The organism is Flavobacterium sp. MR2016-29, assembly GCF_015350695.1.
Taxonomy (GTDB): Bacteria; Bacteroidota; Bacteroidia; order Flavobacteriales; family Flavobacteriaceae; genus Flavobacterium.
The window spans coordinates 356,964-377,674 of the sequence record NZ_JADKPU010000002.1 but is presented as its reverse complement, the minus strand read 5'-3'; the positions used below and the strand labels follow the sequence as shown (position 1 = coordinate 377,674).

The following is a 20,711-nucleotide window of genomic DNA, read 5'->3' as shown; positions in this document are numbered from 1 at the left end:
ACTTTTATTCAAATGCTTTATTGATTTTTGTTACTAAATATTCTTTTCCTAGAATTTCTGAGCAGGTTACCACCGCACCAATCGTTACTCCTAAAACGCCATGCATATTGATACTTTGGCCAGTTAGATATAAATTGTCTAATTTGGTTTTTGAAGGAATAAGAGTTTTCATAGGATTATTAGAGTCCTTCACATAACCATACATATTCCCGCCATCGCCTCCAATATAATCCCGATAAGAAAGTGGAGTAGAAGTGTGTATCGATTGAATACAGTCTGTAATTCCTGGAAATTTTATTTCAATTTCTTTTAAAAATTTTGCAGCTTTTCTTGATTTAAATGCTTCGTAACTTTCTCCCCGATCATTTTCTTGAACAGTGGTATTAAACGTATCTGCCCATGGCGCAACATCTTTATATTTCATGTAGGTTATAAAAGTCATTCCTTCTGCCCATTCTTCCTGTTTTTTTGAGGCATTCATAGAAGCCATAAAAGCCTTTGGCCAAGAATCTTCGTCGTAATCATGAGCACTCCAGACTTCACTGCTTTTTTTAAAATGATAATGATTATGGTTGATATATTTAAAGGTTTCCGGTTTAAAAACAATGTATAAACTAAATGCCGATATGACGCCTTCAAGACTTTGAATACGATTTAAAAATGCTTTTCTGAAGTTTTCTTCGCCAGCCATTTTTAGGGTTGTTTTGGGTTCAATATTCGAAATAAACATAGAGCCAAAAACTTTTGTTCCGTCTTTTAATTCTACACAATCAACTTTGTTGTCTGTAACTTTAAAACGGGTAACTTCTTTATATTTATAAAATTCGCCTCCGTACTTTTTCAGTTGTTTTAAAAGTTGCTTCGTAATCTGGCTTCCGCCATTAATACATCGCCATGAACTTTGAATGTAAGAGTTGACAGAAAGCGCATGAACGTAAAAAGGCGATTTATCTGGAATTCCGGCATACAGAAAATTAGAACCAGCTAAAACTGCTTTTAATTTTTCGTTTTGCGTGCATTCGTCAATGATTTCTTTTGCATTTAACTCCAGAATTTCATTATCATATTTGCCTTCCCATTCTAAATTGTAGAGCGGAAATGATTCGCAAATTGCTTTTATTCTTTTGCAATATTCCTCAATATTTGCTTTTTCATCAGGAAAAAAATCGACTAATTGATTGGCAAAATTTTCATAACCCTGTGCATGTGGATATTCATTTTCGTCGTCTTCAAACGAAATAATGTCAAAACCATTTTCATCTAATTTTTTCAGATTAAGATGATCCATAATGCCCAAATAAGTAAAATATTTGTACAAATTTTGCCCTTCTTCTAAACCTCCGATATAATGAATTCCGGTATCAAAAATAGTTTTATCGCGTACAAAAGTCTGAAGATTGCCACCATATTGATTGTTTTTTTCGAGCACACAAACGCTATAGCCTTCTTTAGCCAAAATTATTGACGAGACCAATCCGCCCAATCCGCTGCCAACAATTACAATATCGTATTGCTCCTTCATCTTAATTTTTCTCTAATACGATTATAGAATCTTCTTCTAAAACAGATTCAAAACCAAAATTAAGCAAAGTATTTTTTAAGTTCGAACTATTGATTAAGATTATAGATGAAGTGGTCGAAATTATTTTTTCAAGAGCATCTTTGTAATTTTCATCAGAAATTAAAACAACATCGTATTGATTTTGCAACGCAAATTCCAGATCATCTAAATAAGATATTTTTCTTTTTTTAACGAAATAATTGGTTTTTGAAACCGACAGTTTTTCTTCGTCAAAATTGTATGAAGTTACTTTTCGCTGTGGTTCCTGCAACGTTAATAATACATCTAACTGACCGTAATCGTTTGATAAATGCAATATTTTGGCTTTCGCCGAAAGATGCTTGTTGAGATGATAGTAAGTTTCAAGGTTATTTTTTAAATCGCTTTTGACGCTGTTTACGATTTCGATTTCTTTATAATCAAAACTATGAATAACCATTTTTTTGAAATACTCGGGACCTTCTAAACGCTGACGAATTTTATGATACTCTTCTTTAAAAAAGACACTCATTTGTTTTGTTCTTTCGGCATAATTTTTCCCGAAAGAAAGATTGTCAGGCGTGATTCTTTCTAAAATAGAGACCGTAAGATAGCTGTCATGAATAACAAAATCACCTTTCGGAATTGTCTCTGACGCGCCATGAATAATTACAGGGAGAATGTCTAAATTAAATTCTTCTGCAAGATAAAATGCTCCTTTGTGAAAACGCTTAATCTGATTACTTTCTGAACGTGTTCCTTCTGGAAAAACCATTAACGAATATCCTTCATTTACTTTTTGGCGTAAATGTTCAACACCGCCTTCAATTCCTTCAGAAACAGGATAGAAACCTGCTTTTCTAACAGTACCGCCAAAAATAGGAGAGTTGTAAACCCAATCGTTTACCAGAAATATAATTTTTGGACTAAGCATTCCCATTGCTAAAATATCGATAAAAGAAGAATGGTTTGCAATGATAATTGCCGGTTTATCGAAGGTTTCATTATACTGATTAATGACTTTTTTATGAAGAAATGGATTAGAATACAAAACCGATTTCATGAATTTTGAAATGAAGTATCGAAAGCCTTTCATTTTTGTTTTTTCATTTACAGGAAGAATAGGCATAATCGTTATGCTGAAAAGAGACATCAAAATACCACCAAGTCCGTAATAAGTAAATGAAACAATACCGTGAATAAAAGTTCGCAGCATAAAAGGCGGATTTCCTTTTTTCGAGCGATTTGATATAAATATTTTAAATAGAATTGGATAAAAAATAAACGTAATAATCAGCGCAGCAAAAACTCCAATCAATGAAACAGAAGAAATAGATCGCAAAGCCGGATGCTGTGCAAAAATCATGGCACCAATTCCTAAAATAGTTGTAATAACAGCCAGAATAATTGAAGTTCTATAAATCGCAATTTCGTTTTTTCCGGTTGTATATTCTTTTTGAAGTGCACTTGTCATGAAAATACTAAAATCGACACCGTGGCCAAAAATCAAAGTACATACAATCATACTGAAAATGTTCATTTGAATGCCAAAAATGCCCATTATTCCTGCAGTTACAATTCCGGTTAAAGCAATCGGAATACAGCTTACAATAACCAATTCGATTCTTCTGAAAAAGAAAAACAAAATCAGAATTACGGCAACAAAAGAATAATTAACAAGCGAATTAAAATCAGTTTTTAAAGTGCTGAAAAACGTTTCATTCATTTGCTGACGGTCGATCGCAATCAAATTATTTTTGGCTGAAGCCGATTTTACAAAAGCATCTCGTTGTTTTGGCGTCACTTTTACTAAAGTCGAAATCGTATAAAAACCATCTTTTTCGGTTACAAATTCTTTTAGCTGCAATGCTTGAATTTTTAAATAATTTGCTGCAGAAATAGGTTTGAAATTAGAATCTAAATGATCAAAAAAAGCATCATATGTTGTTGGCTTAAACCCAAGTTTTGAACCTTCAGCAATTAATTGTGATTTTAAAACTTGTTTTTTATTGGCATTCCAAAACGAATTCCATTTATCAATTTTTTCTTGTTGTGTTTTCTGCGAAAGCATAATTCCTCCAACCGAACTAAAATTTAATATTTTATTTTGCTGTTTTTCAGCTGCTAAATCAGCAAAAAGGTTAGAATTGTTTTGCAAAACTTCATCCATACTTTTTCCGTACGAAGCCACATAAATGGTTTTTGAAGTTAAGCTTGTACTTTCTTCCAATTGTTTTTCGGCGGCTTTTATTTCCTTCGGAACAAAATTCAATTGCGACAAATCGTTATTGAAACCGACATTGTTATATGTAAAACAGCATACAATGGTAATTAAAACGCAAAAACCAATTAAAATTTTATTGTTATGAAAAGAGAAATGCGCCAATTTATCAATCACATTTTTCTTATGGTCAAAATTGTTTTCTTTTGGTTTGTATAAATGAGGAACAATCAAAAGTGAGAAAAAAGCAGAAGCCATTACGATCACGGCAGCAAAAATTCCTAAATCATTCAACGCATCAGATTTTACAAAAAGCAGACATAAAAATGCAACAGCTGTTGTAGAACTGCTCATAATTACGGGCATCGTAATATCTTTGTATAATGTTTTTACATCGCTGTTGTGTTTGTAATGCGTGAGAATGTGTATGGAATAATCGATCGTGATTCCTAATAAAATAGAACCAATTCCGAGTGAAATGGCAGAGATTTGTTCTTTTACAAAATATAAAAATGCAACGGCAAAGAGCGCGCCGAAAATCGTTGGAACAAAAATGATTATCGGAATCAAGATTTTTCTATAAAACAAAATCAAAATCAGCATCAGCATGATCATCGCGATAGTTGTCGTCAAAATAATATCGCTTTTGATTTGATTGGCATTTGCCACCGCAATTAAAGCCGAACCAAAATAACTGATCGAAGTTTTGCCTTTGAATTTCTGATTTAAATGATCTTGAATCGATTGGAGCTTTGCAGCAAAAATGCTGTTTTTTTCGGTTTCGCTCGACGGAAGATTTGATGTTATAAAAAGCAATAATTTCTTTTTGTCCTTGGTCATTACAAAACCATTGTCGAGCGTAAAATCGTCTACAATATTAAGCTGTTGTAATTTTTTTAAAGCGATAAAAGAAATTCCAAGCGGATCCTCAAGAATAAAATCTTTTGTAATAAATCCTGAAGGCGAAATAATCGATTTGTAATTTCCTTGAACCGTAGCTGCAATACTGTCTTTTTGCAATTTATTTTGAATCGCAGCGTAGTCTTTATTTTCTAAAAAAAGAGGCAGATTGTTGTAGACAAAATCAATAGTTTCCTGAATGTTTTCTTCATCAATTTTTCCTTGAATTCCGGTAATATAAGGTTTGCAGGATTTCGCAACACTGTCAGAAAAAGCGGTTGCCATTTCTTTTAAATCTTCGTCAGAGCCATTTTTTTCTAGTTTGAAAATAACGGTTATTTTATCGGCAAAGTTAAGTTGTTTTAAAACTTTTGCTGTAACATCGGCTTTGTCGTTAGTGGGAATAAGTTTGGTTATGTCTTCTTCAAATTTAATTTGAGAAGCAAAAAAGCCAAATATAAAAAGCAACAGAATAGCCAATAAAACCGATAAAGATTTTCGTCGGTTTACAAATAAATGAATGGCGTAGAAGTACTGATGCATAATTATTTAGTATTGTTTTTTTGCCACAGATTAAAGGAATTAGTAACGAAAAAATCATTTTAATCCTAATCTGTGGCAAAACGGAATTTAAATATTTTTTTTGTTTTTAGAACTAAAAGCAGTTAAAAGCAGATAACTTATAAAACCAACTAAAAGTGCTGAAACAGCTGCTAAAATAAGACTTCCCACGATATATTGTGTTGCATTTTGCTGAATATCATTAAGTGTGATCGAACTGTCTAAAACCAAAGGGGCATCATTGGATACAAAATAGCTTCCCATTTTTAACGAACCGTAGATAACAAACGGAATAAACGGCGGAAAACTAACATTTGAAGATAAATAGGCAATGACTTTATTAAGCCTGAATAAGGCGGCAAAAGTAAAAAGCAACACAGTTTGAAATCCCCAGAAAGGTGAGATCCCGATAAAAATACCCAAAGCAATTGCAGCGGCTTTTTTGAAATTAGAATCGTTGCTTTCTAAAATATCTTCAAGAAAGAATTTTTTAAATCCTTTTTTTTTTGCTCTTCTAAAAAAATCTCGAGGCTTGATATACAACAAAGCGTTGGTTACCAAAACGGTATTTAAAATACTGATTCGGGTAAAATCTCGAAACGGACGAAAGTGTGAAACGCGTTCTGCGGGATCGTACAAAACCTGAATCGGAATATTTTTAACTACAATACCTTTCCATGCCGAACGCACAATTATCTCAATTTCAAACTCAAATTTATTGGTGTAAAATTGCTTTGGAATCAGCTGCAGCGGATATAATCTGAAACCAGATTGTGTGTCTTCTAATTTAATTCCGGTTTCAAATTTGAACCAAAAATTAGAGAATTTATTTCCGAAACTGCTTTTCTTTGGCACATTTTCTTGTGTCATATTTCGGCTTCCAATTAATAAAGAATTGGGTTCGTTCTGAATTGCAGCAATAAAACTCGGAATATCTGATGCAAAATGCTGTCCGTCAGAATCTATCGTGATGGCGTATTCAAATTTCATTTCGATTGCTTTTCTAAAACCATTTCTAAGCGCTCTTCCTTTTCCTAAATTATTAGGATGATGAATTTGTGTTAACTGAGAATAGTTTTGTAAAATTTCGAAAGTCGTATCTGTTGACCCGTCATTAACAATAATAATGTTTGAAGTGAAACCTAAAATAGAATCCAGCACTTTTTGCAGCGTTTTATGATTATTGTACGTCGGGACAATAACACAAAAAGAAGTGGAATTAAGTAAGTCGTGCTGTGATAAGGTAGGTTTCATTTAGTGTTTTGCTTTCGCTTACTTCACGAATTGTTTTTCTTTTTCAGAGAAACTTTTAGATTGTAAAATAAAGTCTTTTAGGTATTCTTTTAATGTGGCATTTTGCGCACTATAATGATCTGTAAGGTATTTTTTGTCTTCCTTTATGTTCTTTTTATAACCCGTAATTGGCGGAACATTCTCTTGAATGCTCAAACGAATCAAACGGATTTCGATATTATTAGGTTCACTTTTTATAGTCGATTCCAGTAATTTTGCACCTTCTTTAAAACGATCCATTTTACTTTTCATCTTTTTCTCAAACTTCGAATCTAATAAAATCGAAGCCGCTTTGTAAGCCACTAAAGTTTTATCATCGCTGTTAGAAATGTCAGACAATTTTTCTGAAAACTCTTTCGCATTACTTTCAGATTTTGTAACACCCGTATATAATTTTCTGATAGTCGCCAAATCTGGCGTACCAGCTAAATTTACCCATAAAAGTAAGGTTAACAACAGTTTCATAATCACATTTTTTTATACACAGTGCTCAATTTCAGAGCAACCGTATCGTTAAAATAAGTTGTATTTTTTACTTTAACCAAATCATCTTCGGTTTTTGCAATATCAAGCTCCAAACGCAATTCAGGAGTAACTTCCGGATTAATAAGCGCCATGAATTTAACATTCGCAAGCGTCTGAATCATTAAAGTACTATTGGTAATTTTTTCCGTCAATTCTTTAATAATCTGAATCATGCAAACTCCTGGCATAATCGGATTTCCTGGAAAATGACCTTTGAAAACTTCGTGTTTTTCATTGACCAAAATCGTAATATTATATTTAGAATCTTCTGTTTTTTCTTCTGAAAGAACTTTATAAAAATCTTTTAAAACCATTTTTTATTTTTTTTCACTAAAAGCGTAAGCAATACCGAATTGAAAATTTACATTTCTATTATAGTCGCCAAAAATCCTATTGTTACTGTCGTCATTATTATAATAGCTGCTTTCTAAAACATCATATAACCCTTTTTTAATCCGTCCTTCAATGCTTAGGCCAGAAGGAAAACAATAGGCAAATCCGACCAAAATTGCGGCATCATTGTATGTTTTTCTTCGAACCAAATTGTTGTTCACCAAAATATCTAATGACGGTCCACATTGTAATTGAATACCCGGTCCAAATGTAAATTTATTCATTATAGCAAACGATACATAACCTAATTGAAGATCACGATATTCAACTTTTTTCACATCATCAGCATAATAAATTCGGGCAAGATTATTTGCTCCTTGCCTGATATAAGTTATTTCGGGCTGTAATGCATAATGTTTTCTAATATTTATCTCTCCAAATCCGCCAAGGTAAAAGTCAGTTTTATAATCAGAATTCATTTCTGAAATATTTGAAAAACTAAAACCGCCTCTGAAACCCGGCTTAAAAACTACCTGAGCTTTCGCTTGAAGCAATACAACGAAAAAGAGTATTGCAGCTGCTATATTTTTAAAGTCCAATATTATTTGACTTTAAAAGTATAACTGATACCAATCTGGAAAACTTGATTTAAAATTATATCATCATAATAATAATTGTTTCCGTTATCATAATCAAGACCGTCGTAACCGTAAATATCAATTAATCCTTGTTTGAATCTCGCTTCAAAAGTTAATCCGTTTGGCAATGTATATCCAATGCCGCCTACAAAAGCAATATCAGCATCTATCGGATTAAAACCATATCGTCCAAAATTGTCATCTGTTTTTAAATCAAATGATGGTCCGGCCAAAAGATGAAAACCGCCTCCGTTAAAATTAAATTTAGCTACTGCTCCAAATGTCAAGTAGTTAAGATCGTATGTTTTCTGATCTAATATTGAATTTTGTTCCGGAGAACCATCATAATAATAGCCTTTGCTTCCTTGTCTTGAATAAGTTAGTTCTGGCTGTAAGGTGAAAAACTTATTGAATTTTATTTCAACTAAACCTCCAACATAAAAATCAGATTTCATGTCGTTGCCGTCGATATTGGTTAATCTCGAAAGATTTAAACCACCTCGAATTCCCGGACTAACTCTTACCTGTGCTTCCGCGGATGAAAGACCGATAAATAAAACAAATGCAATTAAGGTTAATTTTCTCATATTGGGTTTGGTTTAGTTAAGGTTAATTGATTTTTACTCTGGTTTAAAATAGTTTAGCTCAATTTTCAACTTTATATTATGATGTAAAATGACAACTTTTTTAGCAAAAATATCGTTTTCTAAAGTAAAAGTAATTGTTATTTTTTCTTTTGTCTTAGATGCATTAACGACTTTCTCCAGTTTTTGATCTTTTTTGGATATAAAAAGATAATTGTCGCGATCACCATCTGCTGCTTTATAAATATTATCTGACTCGTTTTCAAATTGTTCCTGAATCAAATATTCTTTTTTTAGAAGAAGTCGAAAATCATCTGTCAAAGTATTGATTAGTAATTTTCGATCTAATTCTGATACAATCGAATTGACTTTAAAAGTCTTTTCTGAAATTTCAAAATCCAATAATTTGTTGCCAAATTCAGTTGTAAAAACTACTCGATGTGTTGTATCGTTTATTTTTTTTGCAATGAAAATTCCAGACAATTCGTGACCATAAACTGTGATATTAGTTTTGTAAACATAATCGCTTTTTGAATCAGAAAAATAAGGAACTTGGTATGATGTTTTGTCTAATTTTTTGGGCGCATAATTTTTTGTGACAGAGCCACAAGAAACTAAAACCAAAGCCAAAAGGCAATTAATTAGTAAAAACTGAATCGTCGATTTTTGCATTGATCACTTTGTTTTTAAGAACAATTCGGGTATAATCTTCAGAAGATTCTAGTAATTTTACTTGAACCACAGTTGCTTCTTCCTTGTCGAAAGTCAGTTCTATTTGTTTAATGTATTTTTTCAACGCAGCATCTTTCGGAACAAATTTCGCAAGATTCTGACCTTTCAGTTTAAAATATGAAATTGTAAATTCTTTTTCGTCGAACATATTACCGCTCACGCTTCCAACAATTAATTTATTGATTCGCCCAAAAATTTTACTGTTGCCAATATCAACTGCACTTTTCTTTCCTTCATCGTTAATCAGTATTTTTCCGTTTTTAAAAGTAATACTGTAGTTGTATGGTTTTTTGTATTGCCATTGCAGCAATGCAGGTTCTTTAAAAACCATTTTTCCAGAAGTTTCAATGTCTTTCGATAAAAAGTCCAAATGTTTGTACTGCACAAAATCTGTGCTTAAGGTTTTTATTTTTTTTGCCACAACATTTACATCTTGTTTAAAAGATGCAATTTCGGCATCGGTCATTTTTTGTTCCTGAGCAGACAAATGAACGCCAAAGATGTTTAAGAAAAAAAGCAGAATATATATTTTAGTTTTCATAAGCTTTAAGATTCAAAAGTTCTTCCACAGAAATCACTTTATAATTGTTTTGCTGTAAAAATTGCAAAAACTGTTCCAATACCAAAACAGAGTGTGAAGCCGTGTCGTGCAAAAGTACGATTCCGCCGGGACAAACGCGTTTTATAATTCGATTGAATATTAATTCCTGATTTTTTGTACCGCCGTCAAGCGAACGAATATTCCATCCGATAACGTTATGTCCGGTAATTTTTAAAGCTCTTCCAATCGATGGAGTTGTAACTCCGTAGGGCGGCCGAAAAAAGTTTATTTTTTTTGAAGTGAATTTTTCCAGAAGTGCATCTGTTTTTTCAAGTTCTTTTATTATAGCTGCTTCGGTATAAAAGTCAAAAAACTTAGAATGTGAATACGAATGATTTCCAACCAAATGACCGTCGTCAATTACTTTTTGAAGAATTTCAGGATGTTTTTCAATGTTTTTTCCAATGCAGAAAAATGTGGCTTTGACATTGTATTTTTTTAAAAGCTCTAAAACTTCCAAAGTATAGATGCTTGGTCCGTCATCAAAAGTTAAAGCGATTTTTTTTTCTGTTTCCAATGGATTGTTACAGAAAGCTTTTACAATATAATTAGATGAAATTCTTGCAGTACCATAAATATTAATGGCAAGCCAAGCTAGAATAGCCACTAAAAACCATAATTCGTTAATTCCTTTATCAGCTTTTAATAAAAATAAAAAAAGTAATAAGGAGATAAAAAAAATGGTGACTTTTTTATGCGTTATCATTTTGACAGTAACGTAAAACTATGATTTTTTCCACATAAATGATTGTATAATAAAATGGTATTATAAGCGGGTTTCTCTAGCGAATTCACTTTTATAATCTCTGGAATTGTTTGTGTTTTTATGATTTTTGAACCAACCCAAAAAGCAAAAGCTGTCGAGGTATTAAACTCTCCAGACAAATGTTTATAAAAAACTTGTGGTGTCTCTGCGAAAGCATTTTGAGTTAAATTTTTATAATATGAATCGAATTCAGCATCGCCATTTAAACCTAAAATTACAGCGTCGATGTCTGAGATTTCAAGATTATTAGCTTTAAGAAATACAGTTATTTCAGTTTCTACTTCATTTTCCTGCAATATGTTTTTAAATGCAACATCAACAAATTCAGCATAAGTGGTATCTTTTTTTTCATTTTCTAAAACAAAAAAACTGGCTCCTTCTCCATAAACAGCCCCTTTTGTAGTCTCGTTCAATAAATCATAAGGTGCACTTTTTTCGTCTTTAATATAACCCGCTAGTTTAAAAAGAGACGTTGTATAATCTCCATTCTCATCAACGCCGCCGACTAATATCGATTTTGCTTCATCTGCTTCAATTTGCATTTTGGCATCTAAAAGAGCTGATTCAAAAGAGATTGCTCCATTTACATATGTAAAATTATATCCTTTGCATTGCAATGTAAGGGCAATTTGTGCTCCAACAGTATTATGTGTCGATTGAATAAATGAAGTTGGTGTCAAAAATTCTTCATTATTATCAATAATTGTCTTCAAAAATTTCTCTGAATCTTCGATGCAGCCCATTCCGGTTCCGGTAATGATGGCATCTATATTTTCGACATTTGCTTCTTTCATGGCATAAGCCGAAGCTACGATTCCGTTTTTAATGCCATTTGCCATTCTTCTGCTGGCAACAGGAGAAATAAAATCTTTATAAACGGGTTTGTTTAAAAAGAATATATTTTCATTTTTATTATACACGGCTTCTTCTAAAAAAACAGTATCAAATGTTTTTTGAGCTGAAAGACAACCTACACCATTTATATATGTTTTTTTTATCATACGAAAATTATATTTGTTTTTTTAAAGGAATATGGTATCGTCATTTTTAGTTTTTATTGTTATTTAAAATCATGACGATTTCACTAACTTTTAGAAAATATAAGTGTCGAACAATTTCCGCCAAACCCAAACGAATTTGATAAGACATGTTCAATATTTTTATGCTTTAATGTTGTTTGCGGTTTTAAGTCGAATTCCTGCATTGGAGTTTCAAAATTTAAACTTGGAAAAACTACATTGTGCTGAATGGCAAGTACGCTGTAAACTGCTTCAATCGCAGCAGCAGCTGCTAAAGTATGTCCTGTAAATGGTTTAGTTGAACTAAAATCGGGTATTGGGTTTTCATTATAAATTCTCAAAATAGCTCTTCCTTCTGATAAATCATTATTAGGAGTTGCTGTTCCGTGAACATTTATATAATCAATTTCACTCGGATCTAATGCAGCAATTTCAAAAGCTTTTTTCATGGCCGAATAAGCGCCGTCACCATTTTCAGAAGAAGCAGTTTGATGAAAAGCATCATTTGCATTTCCGTAGCCTGAAACTCGAGCCAGTACTTTTTTGTTTTCTTTTTTTACAATTTCGTCAGATTCCAAAACCAGATAAGCAGCTGCTTCGCCAAGATTTAATCCTTTTCTTTCATTATCAAAAGGTTTGTTATAATCATCTGACAAAATCATCAAAGTCTTAAATCCGTTAATGGTGAATTTTGCCAAAGCATCAGTTCCGCCCACAATAACGCGGTCTAATTTTCCGGTTTTAATTAATCTTGCACCCAGCATAATCGAATTAGCGGCAGATGAGCAAGCTGTACTTATAGTCGTAACCATACCTTTTAGCCCAAGTTCGTCTGCAATTTTTTCAGCAACATCACCACAATTATGACTTACAATGTATTTTTGTACCGCAGGATTTTCGAAATATTCGTAATAATATTTTTCCGTCATATCCATGCCGCCAACGCTTGTTGCCGAAATTAATCCTGTTTTATATTCATTAATAGAAGTGATTCCAGCATTAGCAACAGCTTCTTTCGCAGCAATTGCACCAAGCAGTGCAGACCTCGAAAAGTTGTTTTCTTTTCCCAGTTTTAATTGCGCGATCAGTTCATCGTTGGTTTTTTTGATTTCACCAACTTTAATAATATCAGCATGAACGGTTGAAATATTTGTGATACGAGAAATACCAATTTTATTTTCAATTAATGAAATATAATTTTCTTCGACTGAATTTCCAATCGAAGAAATAATTCCCATTCCGGTTATTGCGACACCTTTCATTTAGACTTGCTTAGATTGTTAGATTTTTAGACTTCTTAGATTTTTTTAGACTTGCTTAGATTCCAGACTTCTTAGATTATTGGGCTTTTTATTTTTTGTCTAAGAAGTCTAAAAATCTAATCAAGTCTAAGTAAGTCTTACTTTGTTCTGTTAGCGCTAATATAAGCCGCCATAGTTTCGATCGATTGGAAAATTGTTTTTCCTTCTTTTGGGTCGACAAGTTTAATTCCGTAATCTTTATCTAAAATCACGATCAGTTCAAGCGCATCAATCGAGTCTAAACCTAAACCGTCTCCAAACAAAGGATCGTTATCTGCAATATCTTCGATTGCGATATCTTCTAAATTTAAAGTAGTAATGATTTTATTTTTTAATTCTTCTTTTAATGCTTCCATGATTATTTATTATATAATGTATTGATATTTTCGTTTGTATATTTTTCATTTTTTTCTTTGCTGATAAGACAGAGAAAAGCTTTATAATTGTCGTTAAAATACTCGACCCAACCGCAAAGAACCATATCGGCTTTATTTGTGTTTAACAGAATCTCTGAATAGTTCGACAAAAATTCAGAATTGAAAGCATCAAATATAAAGAAAGAATTTTCACTTTTAAGCTGATGGCGGATACTTATTTCGCCCAAACATATATTTGGAAGCGTATACACAAAAACCGCCGGACTCGGAAAATAATTTTCTTTGTCTGAAATCGATTCCTGATATTTTACATCTGTATCTAAACTTGAAGATTTATTGGCCAAAACCAAAGCAATATTATTTTCTTCCTCATTTGAAGTTATTGGACTCAAAAGCAATTCTGATCCTAAAAAAGCCAATTTGCTCAAAGCATCCATTTTGAAAAACTTCGGATATTGCATTTCAAAATTACGATAAGCTTGTTTAGCAAAATCCGCAAAATCTGTAGGTTCAATTTTGAAAACAGAACTTCCGTTCAAAACAATTTCATTGTTTTTGATGGTGATATAGGATTGTATGTAAGTTTTGTTTTGAGTCATTGTGAGATATAACAAAATTATCAGTATTATTTTTTCTTCCCGATTTGTTTGATTTCTTTGTCAAAATCTGAAATGATTTTTTGAGTTTTATTAAACTCATCATATTCTTTTATGGCTTTTTTATCTGCTTGAATTTTTGATATTTTACCTTTTCCTTCTAAAATTTTATACTCGTTGAAGGAAAGAAACTTATTTACACTTATAGCTAACTGTTCCATAGTAAAAGTGTTTTCACGTTCAATCAATCCTTCAATATAATCAAAGTAACCTGTAACAGTTCTTTCTAGTAGAGTTATTTCTTTTTCTTGTAAATAATTTTTAGCAACAATTACATCGGATTTTAATATTCTTCCGTCAGGAGCATTTTTCCAACTGCTAAGTCCCATATTGTCTTTTTCTTTATCTGCATTTTTATGAATGATTTCTGCAGCAGTATTTCCAGTTATAGCAAAATGGAATTTGTTTTGAATCATGGCATAGAAATTCTTTGTTACCTCTGAATTTTTATCGTAATCGATACTGCATTCTGCAAAAATATCACTTACTTGTTGGTAGATTCTACGTTCGCTTGCACGGATAGAACGTACTCTGCGTAATAATTCTTTAAAATAATCTTTACCAAAAACCGTTTTTCCTTGTTTTAGACGTTCATCATCTAAAATAAAACCTTTGATTATGTATTCTTTTAAAGTTTGAGTTGCCCATATTCTAAATTGAGTTGCTTTACTTGAATTTACTCGATATCCAACAGAAATAATAGCATCAAGATTATAAAATTTTTGGTTTCTGGAAACTTGACGATTACCTTCAGATTGAACTTGTAAGATTCCCTTACAAGTTGAATTTTCTTGCAATTCTCCTGATTCAAAAATATTCTTTAAATGTAAAGTGATATTCTGCGGAGTTGTGCCAAATAATTCACCCATGGCCTTTTGTGTAAGCCAAACTGTTTCGTCTTGCACAAAAACATCAACTCTGACTTCTCCATTTGGATTGTCGTAAATAAGAAATTTAGTTTCGTTATTTTCCATTTCATTTCATCTTTTCAAAAACCACAGCCGTATTACAACCGCCAAACCCAGAAGCCGTCTTCAAAAAATATTCAATATTAGCCTCTTCATTTTTCTCAATCACATTTATAGATTCACTTACGCCAATTTCATCAAAACCTTTTGATTCAAAAAGCATATTTTGATTCGCAGATTCTATTGCGATTACCGTTTCCAACAATCCTGAAGCGCCCAACGTGTGCCCGTAAAATCCTTTCAAACTATTTACTGGAATATTTTGTAAACCCAAACGGCTGAATGCAATGGCTTCCATTTCATCATTGAATGGTGTTGCGGTTCCGTGTGCTGAAATATAATCTAATTTATTGGCTTCGATTTGAGCTTCTGTCAAAGCATTCTGGATACTTCTAAACAAACCTTCGCCCGTTCTTGACGGACCAGAAATATGATTCGCATCGTTTATAGAACTGTCGCCAATAATTTTTATTTTGGCTTTTTTGGCTTCCGCCGAAATTAAAATCGCTGCGGTTGCTTCGCCTAAACTTACTCCGGTTCTGTTTTTAGAATAAGGCTTACAAGGCAAATCGCTCATCGCCTGAAAAGCATTAAATCCAGACAAAACAAATTCTGAAACTTCATCGCCGGCTACAACAAAAACATTATCATAAAGCTCAGACTGAATCATTCTTTTCGCTACAGAAATGGCTAAAATTCCAGAAACACAGGCATTTGAAATTACAATTGGCTGTGTCGTAAAACCAAAAAAAGCAGCAATGTTTTTCGCTAAAACATCTAAATGTGCGGTGTTAAAACTTTCTTCAGAGTTATCTTTTAATGCAGTTACGTTTCCTTTTGTGGTTGAAAGTATAAAAGCGGTTTTCGAATTTAATTCAATTCCTGAATTTTTAATCATCCGCTCTAAAGCCAAAATCATCATTTTCTCTAAACGAGAATATTTGGTTTCAGTGCTTATTTTTGCAAAAGCACTGTTTATTTTTTCATCTGAAATAATAGAAGCATAAAACGGATTTGGCATTAAAGAAATATCCTGATGCAATTGAATTCCAGAATCGCTGCGCAAAATCGCCTCAATGTTCGATTGAACATCAAAACCCAATGGCGTGATACAATTTGTTTCTGTGATGTATATTTCTCTTAACATTTTATGATCTCGATTTCTTCTGCAAGGTTTTCAAAACCTTGTAGGTGTTTTATTTTAAAGCCTCATCTTAAAAAAAAGGTTTCACGCAGATTTTGCAGATTTTAATTTTATACCTACAAGTTTTTAAAACCTTGCAGGAAAACGAAAAACGAAAAAGACAACGAAAATAAATTAGTGCTAATTCGTGAAATTCGTGTTCTACTTCAACAACCCCACTTTTCGTTTCCATTCTTCATAAAAAGGAGGATTTGTCAGCATTAAATTCCCTTCTTTATCTAAAAAAACCTGAACAGTTTCGCCGGTACAGGCAATCTCACCTTTGGCATCAATAATTTTAAAACGGTAAATCATTTTGGCTGCAGGCGTATCGACAACTGTTGTTTCAATTGTTACAACATCGCCGTAGCGCAAAGACAATTTATGTTCGCATTTCGATTTTACGATTGGTGTTGTGTAGCCAGTTGCTGCAATATCTAAATACGTAAGTCCGTGTTCACGTCCAAAGGCTTCGCGTCCATCTTCAAAATAGGTAATATAATTGCCGTGCCAAACGATTCCGAGCGGATCAGTTTCGTTAAAACGAATTCTGATTTCGTGCGTAACGCTTAGGGAAGCGACCTCGTTATACTGTTCTTTTCTTTTTGTCATAAAATAATGCGATGGAAGTTGTGATTATAAAGAACAAAAATAACAAACTTATTTTTGGAATGATTTCGACGAAAGAAACGTTGCGCAGTAAAACATCATAAAATGCTTCTAATGCCCAATTCATTGGCGATGATTTGGCCACAATTTGCATAATTTTTGGCATTACAAACACAGGAACCCAAACACCGCCAATTGCAGCTAAAATAATAACGCTTGTCGCGCCAAACGGGGCAGATTGTTCTTGTGTGTTCGCAACAGTTCCTAATAAAATTCCGAATCCGATGGCAGCAAAACCTGAAAATAAAGCGACGACACTCATTAAAAATAAATGTCCTTCGATATTTAATGAAGGCAAACCAATATGCGGAAATAAGAAAATCGCAACAGCAACCATCATGTAAAACTGAATCATACAAATGAGAGAATATGTGATTGTTTTTCCGATGATGACGATTAAATTAGAGACCGGATTGGTCAGCAATCGAACAAATGTTCCCTGAGATTTTTCTTTAACAATATTGATAGACAACGGAATCACGATAAAAAAGATCGCAAAAAGTGTCCAAGCCGGAACGTTGTGCTGTACCGAATTTGGCAACACTTCTTTGTTGTTTATTTTTGGAATTATTTCTTTGAAAGTAATAAAACTCTTCTGGTCAAATTTGGTATTTTCTTCGCCCAATTGATTTTGAAAAGTGGTGTAAATGGATTTTGTTTCGATTTGAGAGATCATTTTATCTATAGAACTCATTACAGAATTTTTGAAACTCAATTGAACCGCCGGGTCAAAATAAAGTTTTACTTCTTTTTGCTCAATTACTTTTGGTTTTTCTGGTTTGGCAACGCTGTCTGTGAAACCCATTTTACTGACAATGTTTTCTACATTCTGATCTACTTTTGCCTGTAAATCAACGCTTAGGTTTTTCGGGATTACAATTGCCAATTGAAATTTTCCTTTGTAGACATTTTCTCTGGCAACGTCTTCTGTAATTGGTTTGTTGTCGATTTGAGTGACAACGCTAAATAATTGACTTTTTTCCAGGTTTTCAAAAACTGTTTTCGAAACAGAACCCTTGTCGTTATCGACTAATAAAATTGGAATTTTAGTATCGCTTACGGTTTTAAAAGTACTATCCTGAATTAAAGTTACCGTAATTACCAAAACCAACGGCATTATAAATAAAATAATCAAGCCGCCTAAATCTCGTTTCAGCAACAAGAATTCTTTTACTATCGACATCCAAATTTTATATATCATCTCTCAAGTCGTTACCAGTTAATGAAATAAAAACTTCTTCGAGATTTCTCGCTTCCTGAGTTGATTCAATCAAACTTGATGGCGTTCCTTGCGCATAAATTTTGCCTTGATCTAAAATGGCAATATTCGTGCAGAAATCTTCGGCTTCAGCCAAATGATGTGAGGTATAAATAATCGTAGTTCCGTTTTGATTCAATACTTTAAGATAATCTAAAATGGCATTTTTAGACTGAACATCAACACCAACGGTTGGTTCATCTAAAAACAAAACTTTAGGATTGTGCAGAATTCCAGCAATCAAATTGACGCGTCGTTTCATCCCACCTGAAAAAGTTTCGATACGTTTGTCGGCAAATTTTAATAAACCTAGAAGATCTAAAGTTTCGATTACTTTATCTTTTAAATTTGAACCTTTCAAACCATACATGCTTCCAAAATAATGCAAGTTTTCACGAGCTGTCAGTGTTGGATACAATGCATATTCTTGAGGAACAACACCAATTATTTTTTTGATTTTTGAAGAATGATCAGTGTAATTCAAATCATCAATTGTAAAATGTCCTGAAGTTGGTTTTATTAAACCGCAGAGCATTGAAATCAAAGTTGTTTTTCCGGCACCATTCGGACCTAATAATCCGAAAATCTGGCCTTCTTTTATTTCCAGCGAAACATCGTTCAAAGAATACATTTCTGCACTTTTGTACTTTTTCGAAAGCGATTCTATTTTTATAATGGATTGCAAAATATGTCTAGCTGATTGCTTTTTTTAGTTTTTTGAAAAAGATTTCTTCTCGATTGGCGATGTCTAAAAGATCATCGGCAATGGCATTGTAAGCGTCTTCTTTGGCACTTCTATTTTTATAAATTCTCGAAGCTTCTACGGCAAAATCGCGCCAAGAATCTCCAATTTGAGTCATTTCTTTAGAAAGTACTTTCAATTCGTCATTACCTAAAACAACCGAGGCTTCCTGCAAAAATGCGGCATAAATAAAACGAAAACCGCCACCTCCAGTTCCTATTTCTTCCTGCATGCGCACCATTTGTGCCAAATAATGATTGGCTTTTCTGACACCATGTTTTACAGGCCATTTTCTAATTCGTCTTGAAACTAATCTAATCCCGCGCACGCCTACAATTGGCATTGGCGCCAGCATATCACGGCAGGTATTTTTGATTCCTTTGATGATCGCACTTTTAAAATCAACTTCTTTCGGAATCTGAATTGGATAATACATTTGTCCTTTTGGTGCAAATGCACCTTTTGCAAAACGTACTTTGTCTAATTCATCGTGTGTTAAAGTCGTAACGGTTTCCATTACTGGATCGCTTATTAAATAATCGGTTTCGGTTTTGCCGTAAACAACTAAATTGTGCGCGTTGAAGTGAAAGCGGTATTCATCAGGAAAATAACTCAAATGATAAACACCAACTTGTAATCCGGTTGGAATATTGTTTTTTAAATTTTCTTCTAAAGCTTTATTAGCATTGCTTACCGAAGAAAATTTTTGTCTTTTAATTTTTAAATTTAAACGATTTGCAACCTTATTAAAAATCTGTCCAGGCAAAGTTCTATAACTGATTGCCGGCGCGTGATTGACTTTTATAAAAGGCAAATACACAAATAAAAGTCCAGAACCAATTCCAAAAATCATCGGTTCGCTGATATTCAGTCCGTTGTTTTTTAAGAGGTTTGACGCTACTCCATTTTCACAATGAGCAGATTGATGATGTGTAAAAGTAACTTGCATTAATCTGTTTTAAAGTTTTTTAATTCGGCTATTGAAATCTCAAAAGCATCGGCATATTTTTGTAAAATGTTATCACTCAATTTAGCAAAAACGGCTGGCTTAAAATGTCTTTTTACGCGCCATTTCCACATTCCTACATATCCTGCAAGAATCGTAAGATCCATTTTATTGAGTTCCATATAATAACAAATCGGACTCAATTCTCCGTTTTGAACTTTCAGTTTTGCTTCTTCGGCACGTTCTTTTATATCGTCGATCGCGTTAGAAAGCGCAATTGCTTTTGGTTCCCAGCCCGTGCTTAGAGCCGTTGTATAATTACCGTTTTCATCCGTAGCATAAACTAATTCTTTGAGATTTTTTTTGCTCAAATTTCCATCGTGCTGTGGTACATTTTCTTTTTCCATGACGGTTTAGTTTTCGATTAGAATTATGTTGTTGTCGAAATCGTCTTTTGAATGAACAAATTAATTTCGCATTCTAAAAGTTTTTCGTCTTCGAGTAAACTTTCGCAATTCATTGTGCATAAAGTATAATCGTCGCCAACAAATTTCGATACCAAAGTTGCTTTTGTTGTGATAGAATCACCAACTTTAGGCAATGAATATATTTTTACATTTTTTAATGCGCTGATAAAACCAATAACATTTACGTTTTCATTTTCGGTTCCGTCATCTTCAAAAAAATATTTTTTCCCGACAATTGATGAACAGGTCTGCGCCGTATTTTCGATTAAGCCGGCTTCAATAAAAATGTCATTATCAACAAAAATATTGTCTTCTTTAATTAAAAATATAGTTTCTACAAAGTTGGCATCAATATCTAAAATTAAATCGACCATAAGCATCGGCGCGCGATGAGGTAAATAATTTTGTATGTCAACTCCAGCTTTCATACG

The 20,711-nt window shown here is 32.9% G+C and carries 22 protein-coding genes; all 22 read right to left on the bottom strand.

Annotated elements, in window-relative coordinates; genetic code table 11:
* Window positions 1–4 precede the first annotated feature (4 nt).
* The 22 genes from IR010_RS07545 to IR010_RS07440 all read right to left on the bottom strand — a co-directional run bounded on the left by IR010_RS07545 (window position 5) and on the right by IR010_RS07440 (window position 20,708).
* Window positions 5–1,522 (bottom strand): phytoene desaturase family protein, encoded by a 1,518-nt coding sequence (locus IR010_RS07545; RefSeq protein ID WP_194602865.1) that lies wholly within the window; start codon window positions 1,520–1,522, stop codon window positions 5–7.
* Window position 1,523: 1 nt separating this feature from the next.
* Window positions 1,524–5,204, bottom strand: coding sequence for a 1-acyl-sn-glycerol-3-phosphate acyltransferase (locus IR010_RS07540; RefSeq protein WP_194602862.1), 3,681 nt, complete (start codon window positions 5,202–5,204; stop codon window positions 1,524–1,526).
* A gap of 87 nt (window positions 5,205–5,291) precedes the next feature.
* Window positions 5,292–6,476 carry a DUF2062 domain-containing protein gene (locus IR010_RS07535; RefSeq protein WP_194602859.1) on the bottom strand — a complete coding sequence of 395 codons (1,185 nt, stop codon included), beginning with the start codon at window positions 6,474–6,476 and terminating at the stop codon, window positions 5,292–5,294.
* 18 nt (window positions 6,477–6,494) lie between these two features.
* Window positions 6,495–6,980: a hypothetical protein gene (locus tag IR010_RS07530; protein WP_194567644.1), complete on the bottom strand. Its 486-nt coding sequence runs from the start codon at window positions 6,978–6,980 to the stop codon at window positions 6,495–6,497.
* 2 nt (window positions 6,981–6,982) lie between these two features.
* Complete coding sequence (locus IR010_RS07525) at window positions 6,983–7,354, bottom strand: 3-hydroxyacyl-ACP dehydratase (RefSeq protein WP_029271414.1); 372 nt, start codon at window positions 7,352–7,354, stop codon at window positions 6,983–6,985.
* A gap of 3 nt (window positions 7,355–7,357) precedes the next feature.
* Window positions 7,358–7,972 carry an outer membrane beta-barrel protein gene (locus IR010_RS07520; RefSeq protein ID WP_228515121.1) on the bottom strand — a complete coding sequence of 205 codons (615 nt, stop codon included), beginning with the start codon at window positions 7,970–7,972 and terminating at the stop codon, window positions 7,358–7,360.
* Between the two features lie 2 nt (window positions 7,973–7,974).
* Window positions 7,975–8,598, bottom strand: a complete 624-nt coding sequence (locus tag IR010_RS07515; protein ID WP_194567646.1) for a porin family protein — start codon at window positions 8,596–8,598, stop codon at window positions 7,975–7,977.
* A gap of 33 nt (window positions 8,599–8,631) precedes the next feature.
* Window positions 8,632–9,267 (bottom strand): hypothetical protein, encoded by a 636-nt coding sequence (locus IR010_RS07510; protein WP_194567648.1) that lies wholly within the window; start codon window positions 9,265–9,267, stop codon window positions 8,632–8,634.
* Window positions 9,233–9,868 (bottom strand): outer membrane lipoprotein carrier protein LolA, encoded by a 636-nt coding sequence (locus tag IR010_RS07505; protein WP_029271418.1) that lies wholly within the window; start codon window positions 9,866–9,868, stop codon window positions 9,233–9,235. The genes IR010_RS07510 and IR010_RS07505 overlap by 35 nt, the downstream gene beginning before the upstream one ends.
* Window positions 9,858–10,634 (bottom strand): polysaccharide deacetylase family protein, encoded by a 777-nt coding sequence (locus IR010_RS07500; protein ID WP_194602856.1) that lies wholly within the window; start codon window positions 10,632–10,634, stop codon window positions 9,858–9,860. The genes IR010_RS07505 and IR010_RS07500 overlap by 11 nt, the downstream gene beginning before the upstream one ends.
* Entirely contained in the window at window positions 10,631–11,695 is a 1,065-nt protein-coding gene (locus IR010_RS07495) for a beta-ketoacyl synthase N-terminal-like domain-containing protein (RefSeq protein ID WP_194602853.1), read from the bottom strand. The genes IR010_RS07500 and IR010_RS07495 overlap by 4 nt, the downstream gene beginning before the upstream one ends.
* A gap of 83 nt (window positions 11,696–11,778) precedes the next feature.
* Window positions 11,779–12,975: a beta-ketoacyl-[acyl-carrier-protein] synthase family protein gene (locus IR010_RS07490; protein ID WP_029271421.1), complete on the bottom strand. Its 1,197-nt coding sequence runs from the start codon at window positions 12,973–12,975 to the stop codon at window positions 11,779–11,781.
* Window positions 12,976–13,112: 137 nt separating this feature from the next.
* On the bottom strand, window positions 13,113–13,370 hold the full coding sequence (locus tag IR010_RS07485; RefSeq protein ID WP_017496902.1) for a phosphopantetheine-binding protein: 258 nt from the start codon (window positions 13,368–13,370) through the stop codon (window positions 13,113–13,115).
* A gap of 2 nt (window positions 13,371–13,372) precedes the next feature.
* Window positions 13,373–13,990, bottom strand: coding sequence for a 3-oxoacyl-ACP synthase (locus IR010_RS07480; RefSeq protein WP_194602850.1), 618 nt, complete (start codon window positions 13,988–13,990; stop codon window positions 13,373–13,375).
* A gap of 26 nt (window positions 13,991–14,016) precedes the next feature.
* Entirely contained in the window at window positions 14,017–15,021 is a 1,005-nt protein-coding gene (locus IR010_RS07475) for a virulence RhuM family protein (protein WP_029271423.1), read from the bottom strand.
* A gap of 1 nt (window position 15,022) precedes the next feature.
* The gene (locus IR010_RS07470) at window positions 15,023–16,162 is read right to left on the bottom strand and encodes a beta-ketoacyl synthase N-terminal-like domain-containing protein (RefSeq protein WP_194602847.1); all 1,140 of its coding nucleotides are present in this window, start codon (window positions 16,160–16,162) and stop codon (window positions 15,023–15,025) included.
* A gap of 198 nt (window positions 16,163–16,360) precedes the next feature.
* Entirely contained in the window at window positions 16,361–16,810 is a 450-nt protein-coding gene (locus IR010_RS07465) for an acyl-CoA thioesterase (protein WP_029271425.1), read from the bottom strand.
* Window positions 16,785–18,068 (bottom strand): ABC transporter permease, encoded by a 1,284-nt coding sequence (locus tag IR010_RS07460; protein ID WP_029271426.1) that lies wholly within the window; start codon window positions 18,066–18,068, stop codon window positions 16,785–16,787. Before IR010_RS07460 ends, IR010_RS07465 begins: the two co-directional genes overlap by 26 nt.
* Window positions 18,058–18,756, bottom strand: a complete 699-nt coding sequence (locus tag IR010_RS07455; protein ID WP_194602844.1) for an ABC transporter ATP-binding protein — start codon at window positions 18,754–18,756, stop codon at window positions 18,058–18,060. The genes IR010_RS07460 and IR010_RS07455 overlap by 11 nt, the downstream gene beginning before the upstream one ends.
* 61 nt (window positions 18,757–18,817) lie before the next feature.
* Window positions 18,818–19,816 (bottom strand): BtrH N-terminal domain-containing protein, encoded by a 999-nt coding sequence (locus tag IR010_RS07450; protein WP_029271428.1) that lies wholly within the window; start codon window positions 19,814–19,816, stop codon window positions 18,818–18,820.
* Window positions 19,816–20,220: a hypothetical protein gene (locus IR010_RS07445; RefSeq protein WP_194602841.1), complete on the bottom strand. Its 405-nt coding sequence runs from the start codon at window positions 20,218–20,220 to the stop codon at window positions 19,816–19,818. Before IR010_RS07445 ends, IR010_RS07450 begins: the two co-directional genes overlap by 1 nt.
* Before the next feature lie 23 nt (window positions 20,221–20,243).
* On the bottom strand, window positions 20,244–20,708 hold the full coding sequence (locus tag IR010_RS07440; protein ID WP_029271430.1) for an ABC transporter permease: 465 nt from the start codon (window positions 20,706–20,708) through the stop codon (window positions 20,244–20,246).
* Between the last annotated feature and the right edge of the window lie 3 nt (window positions 20,709–20,711).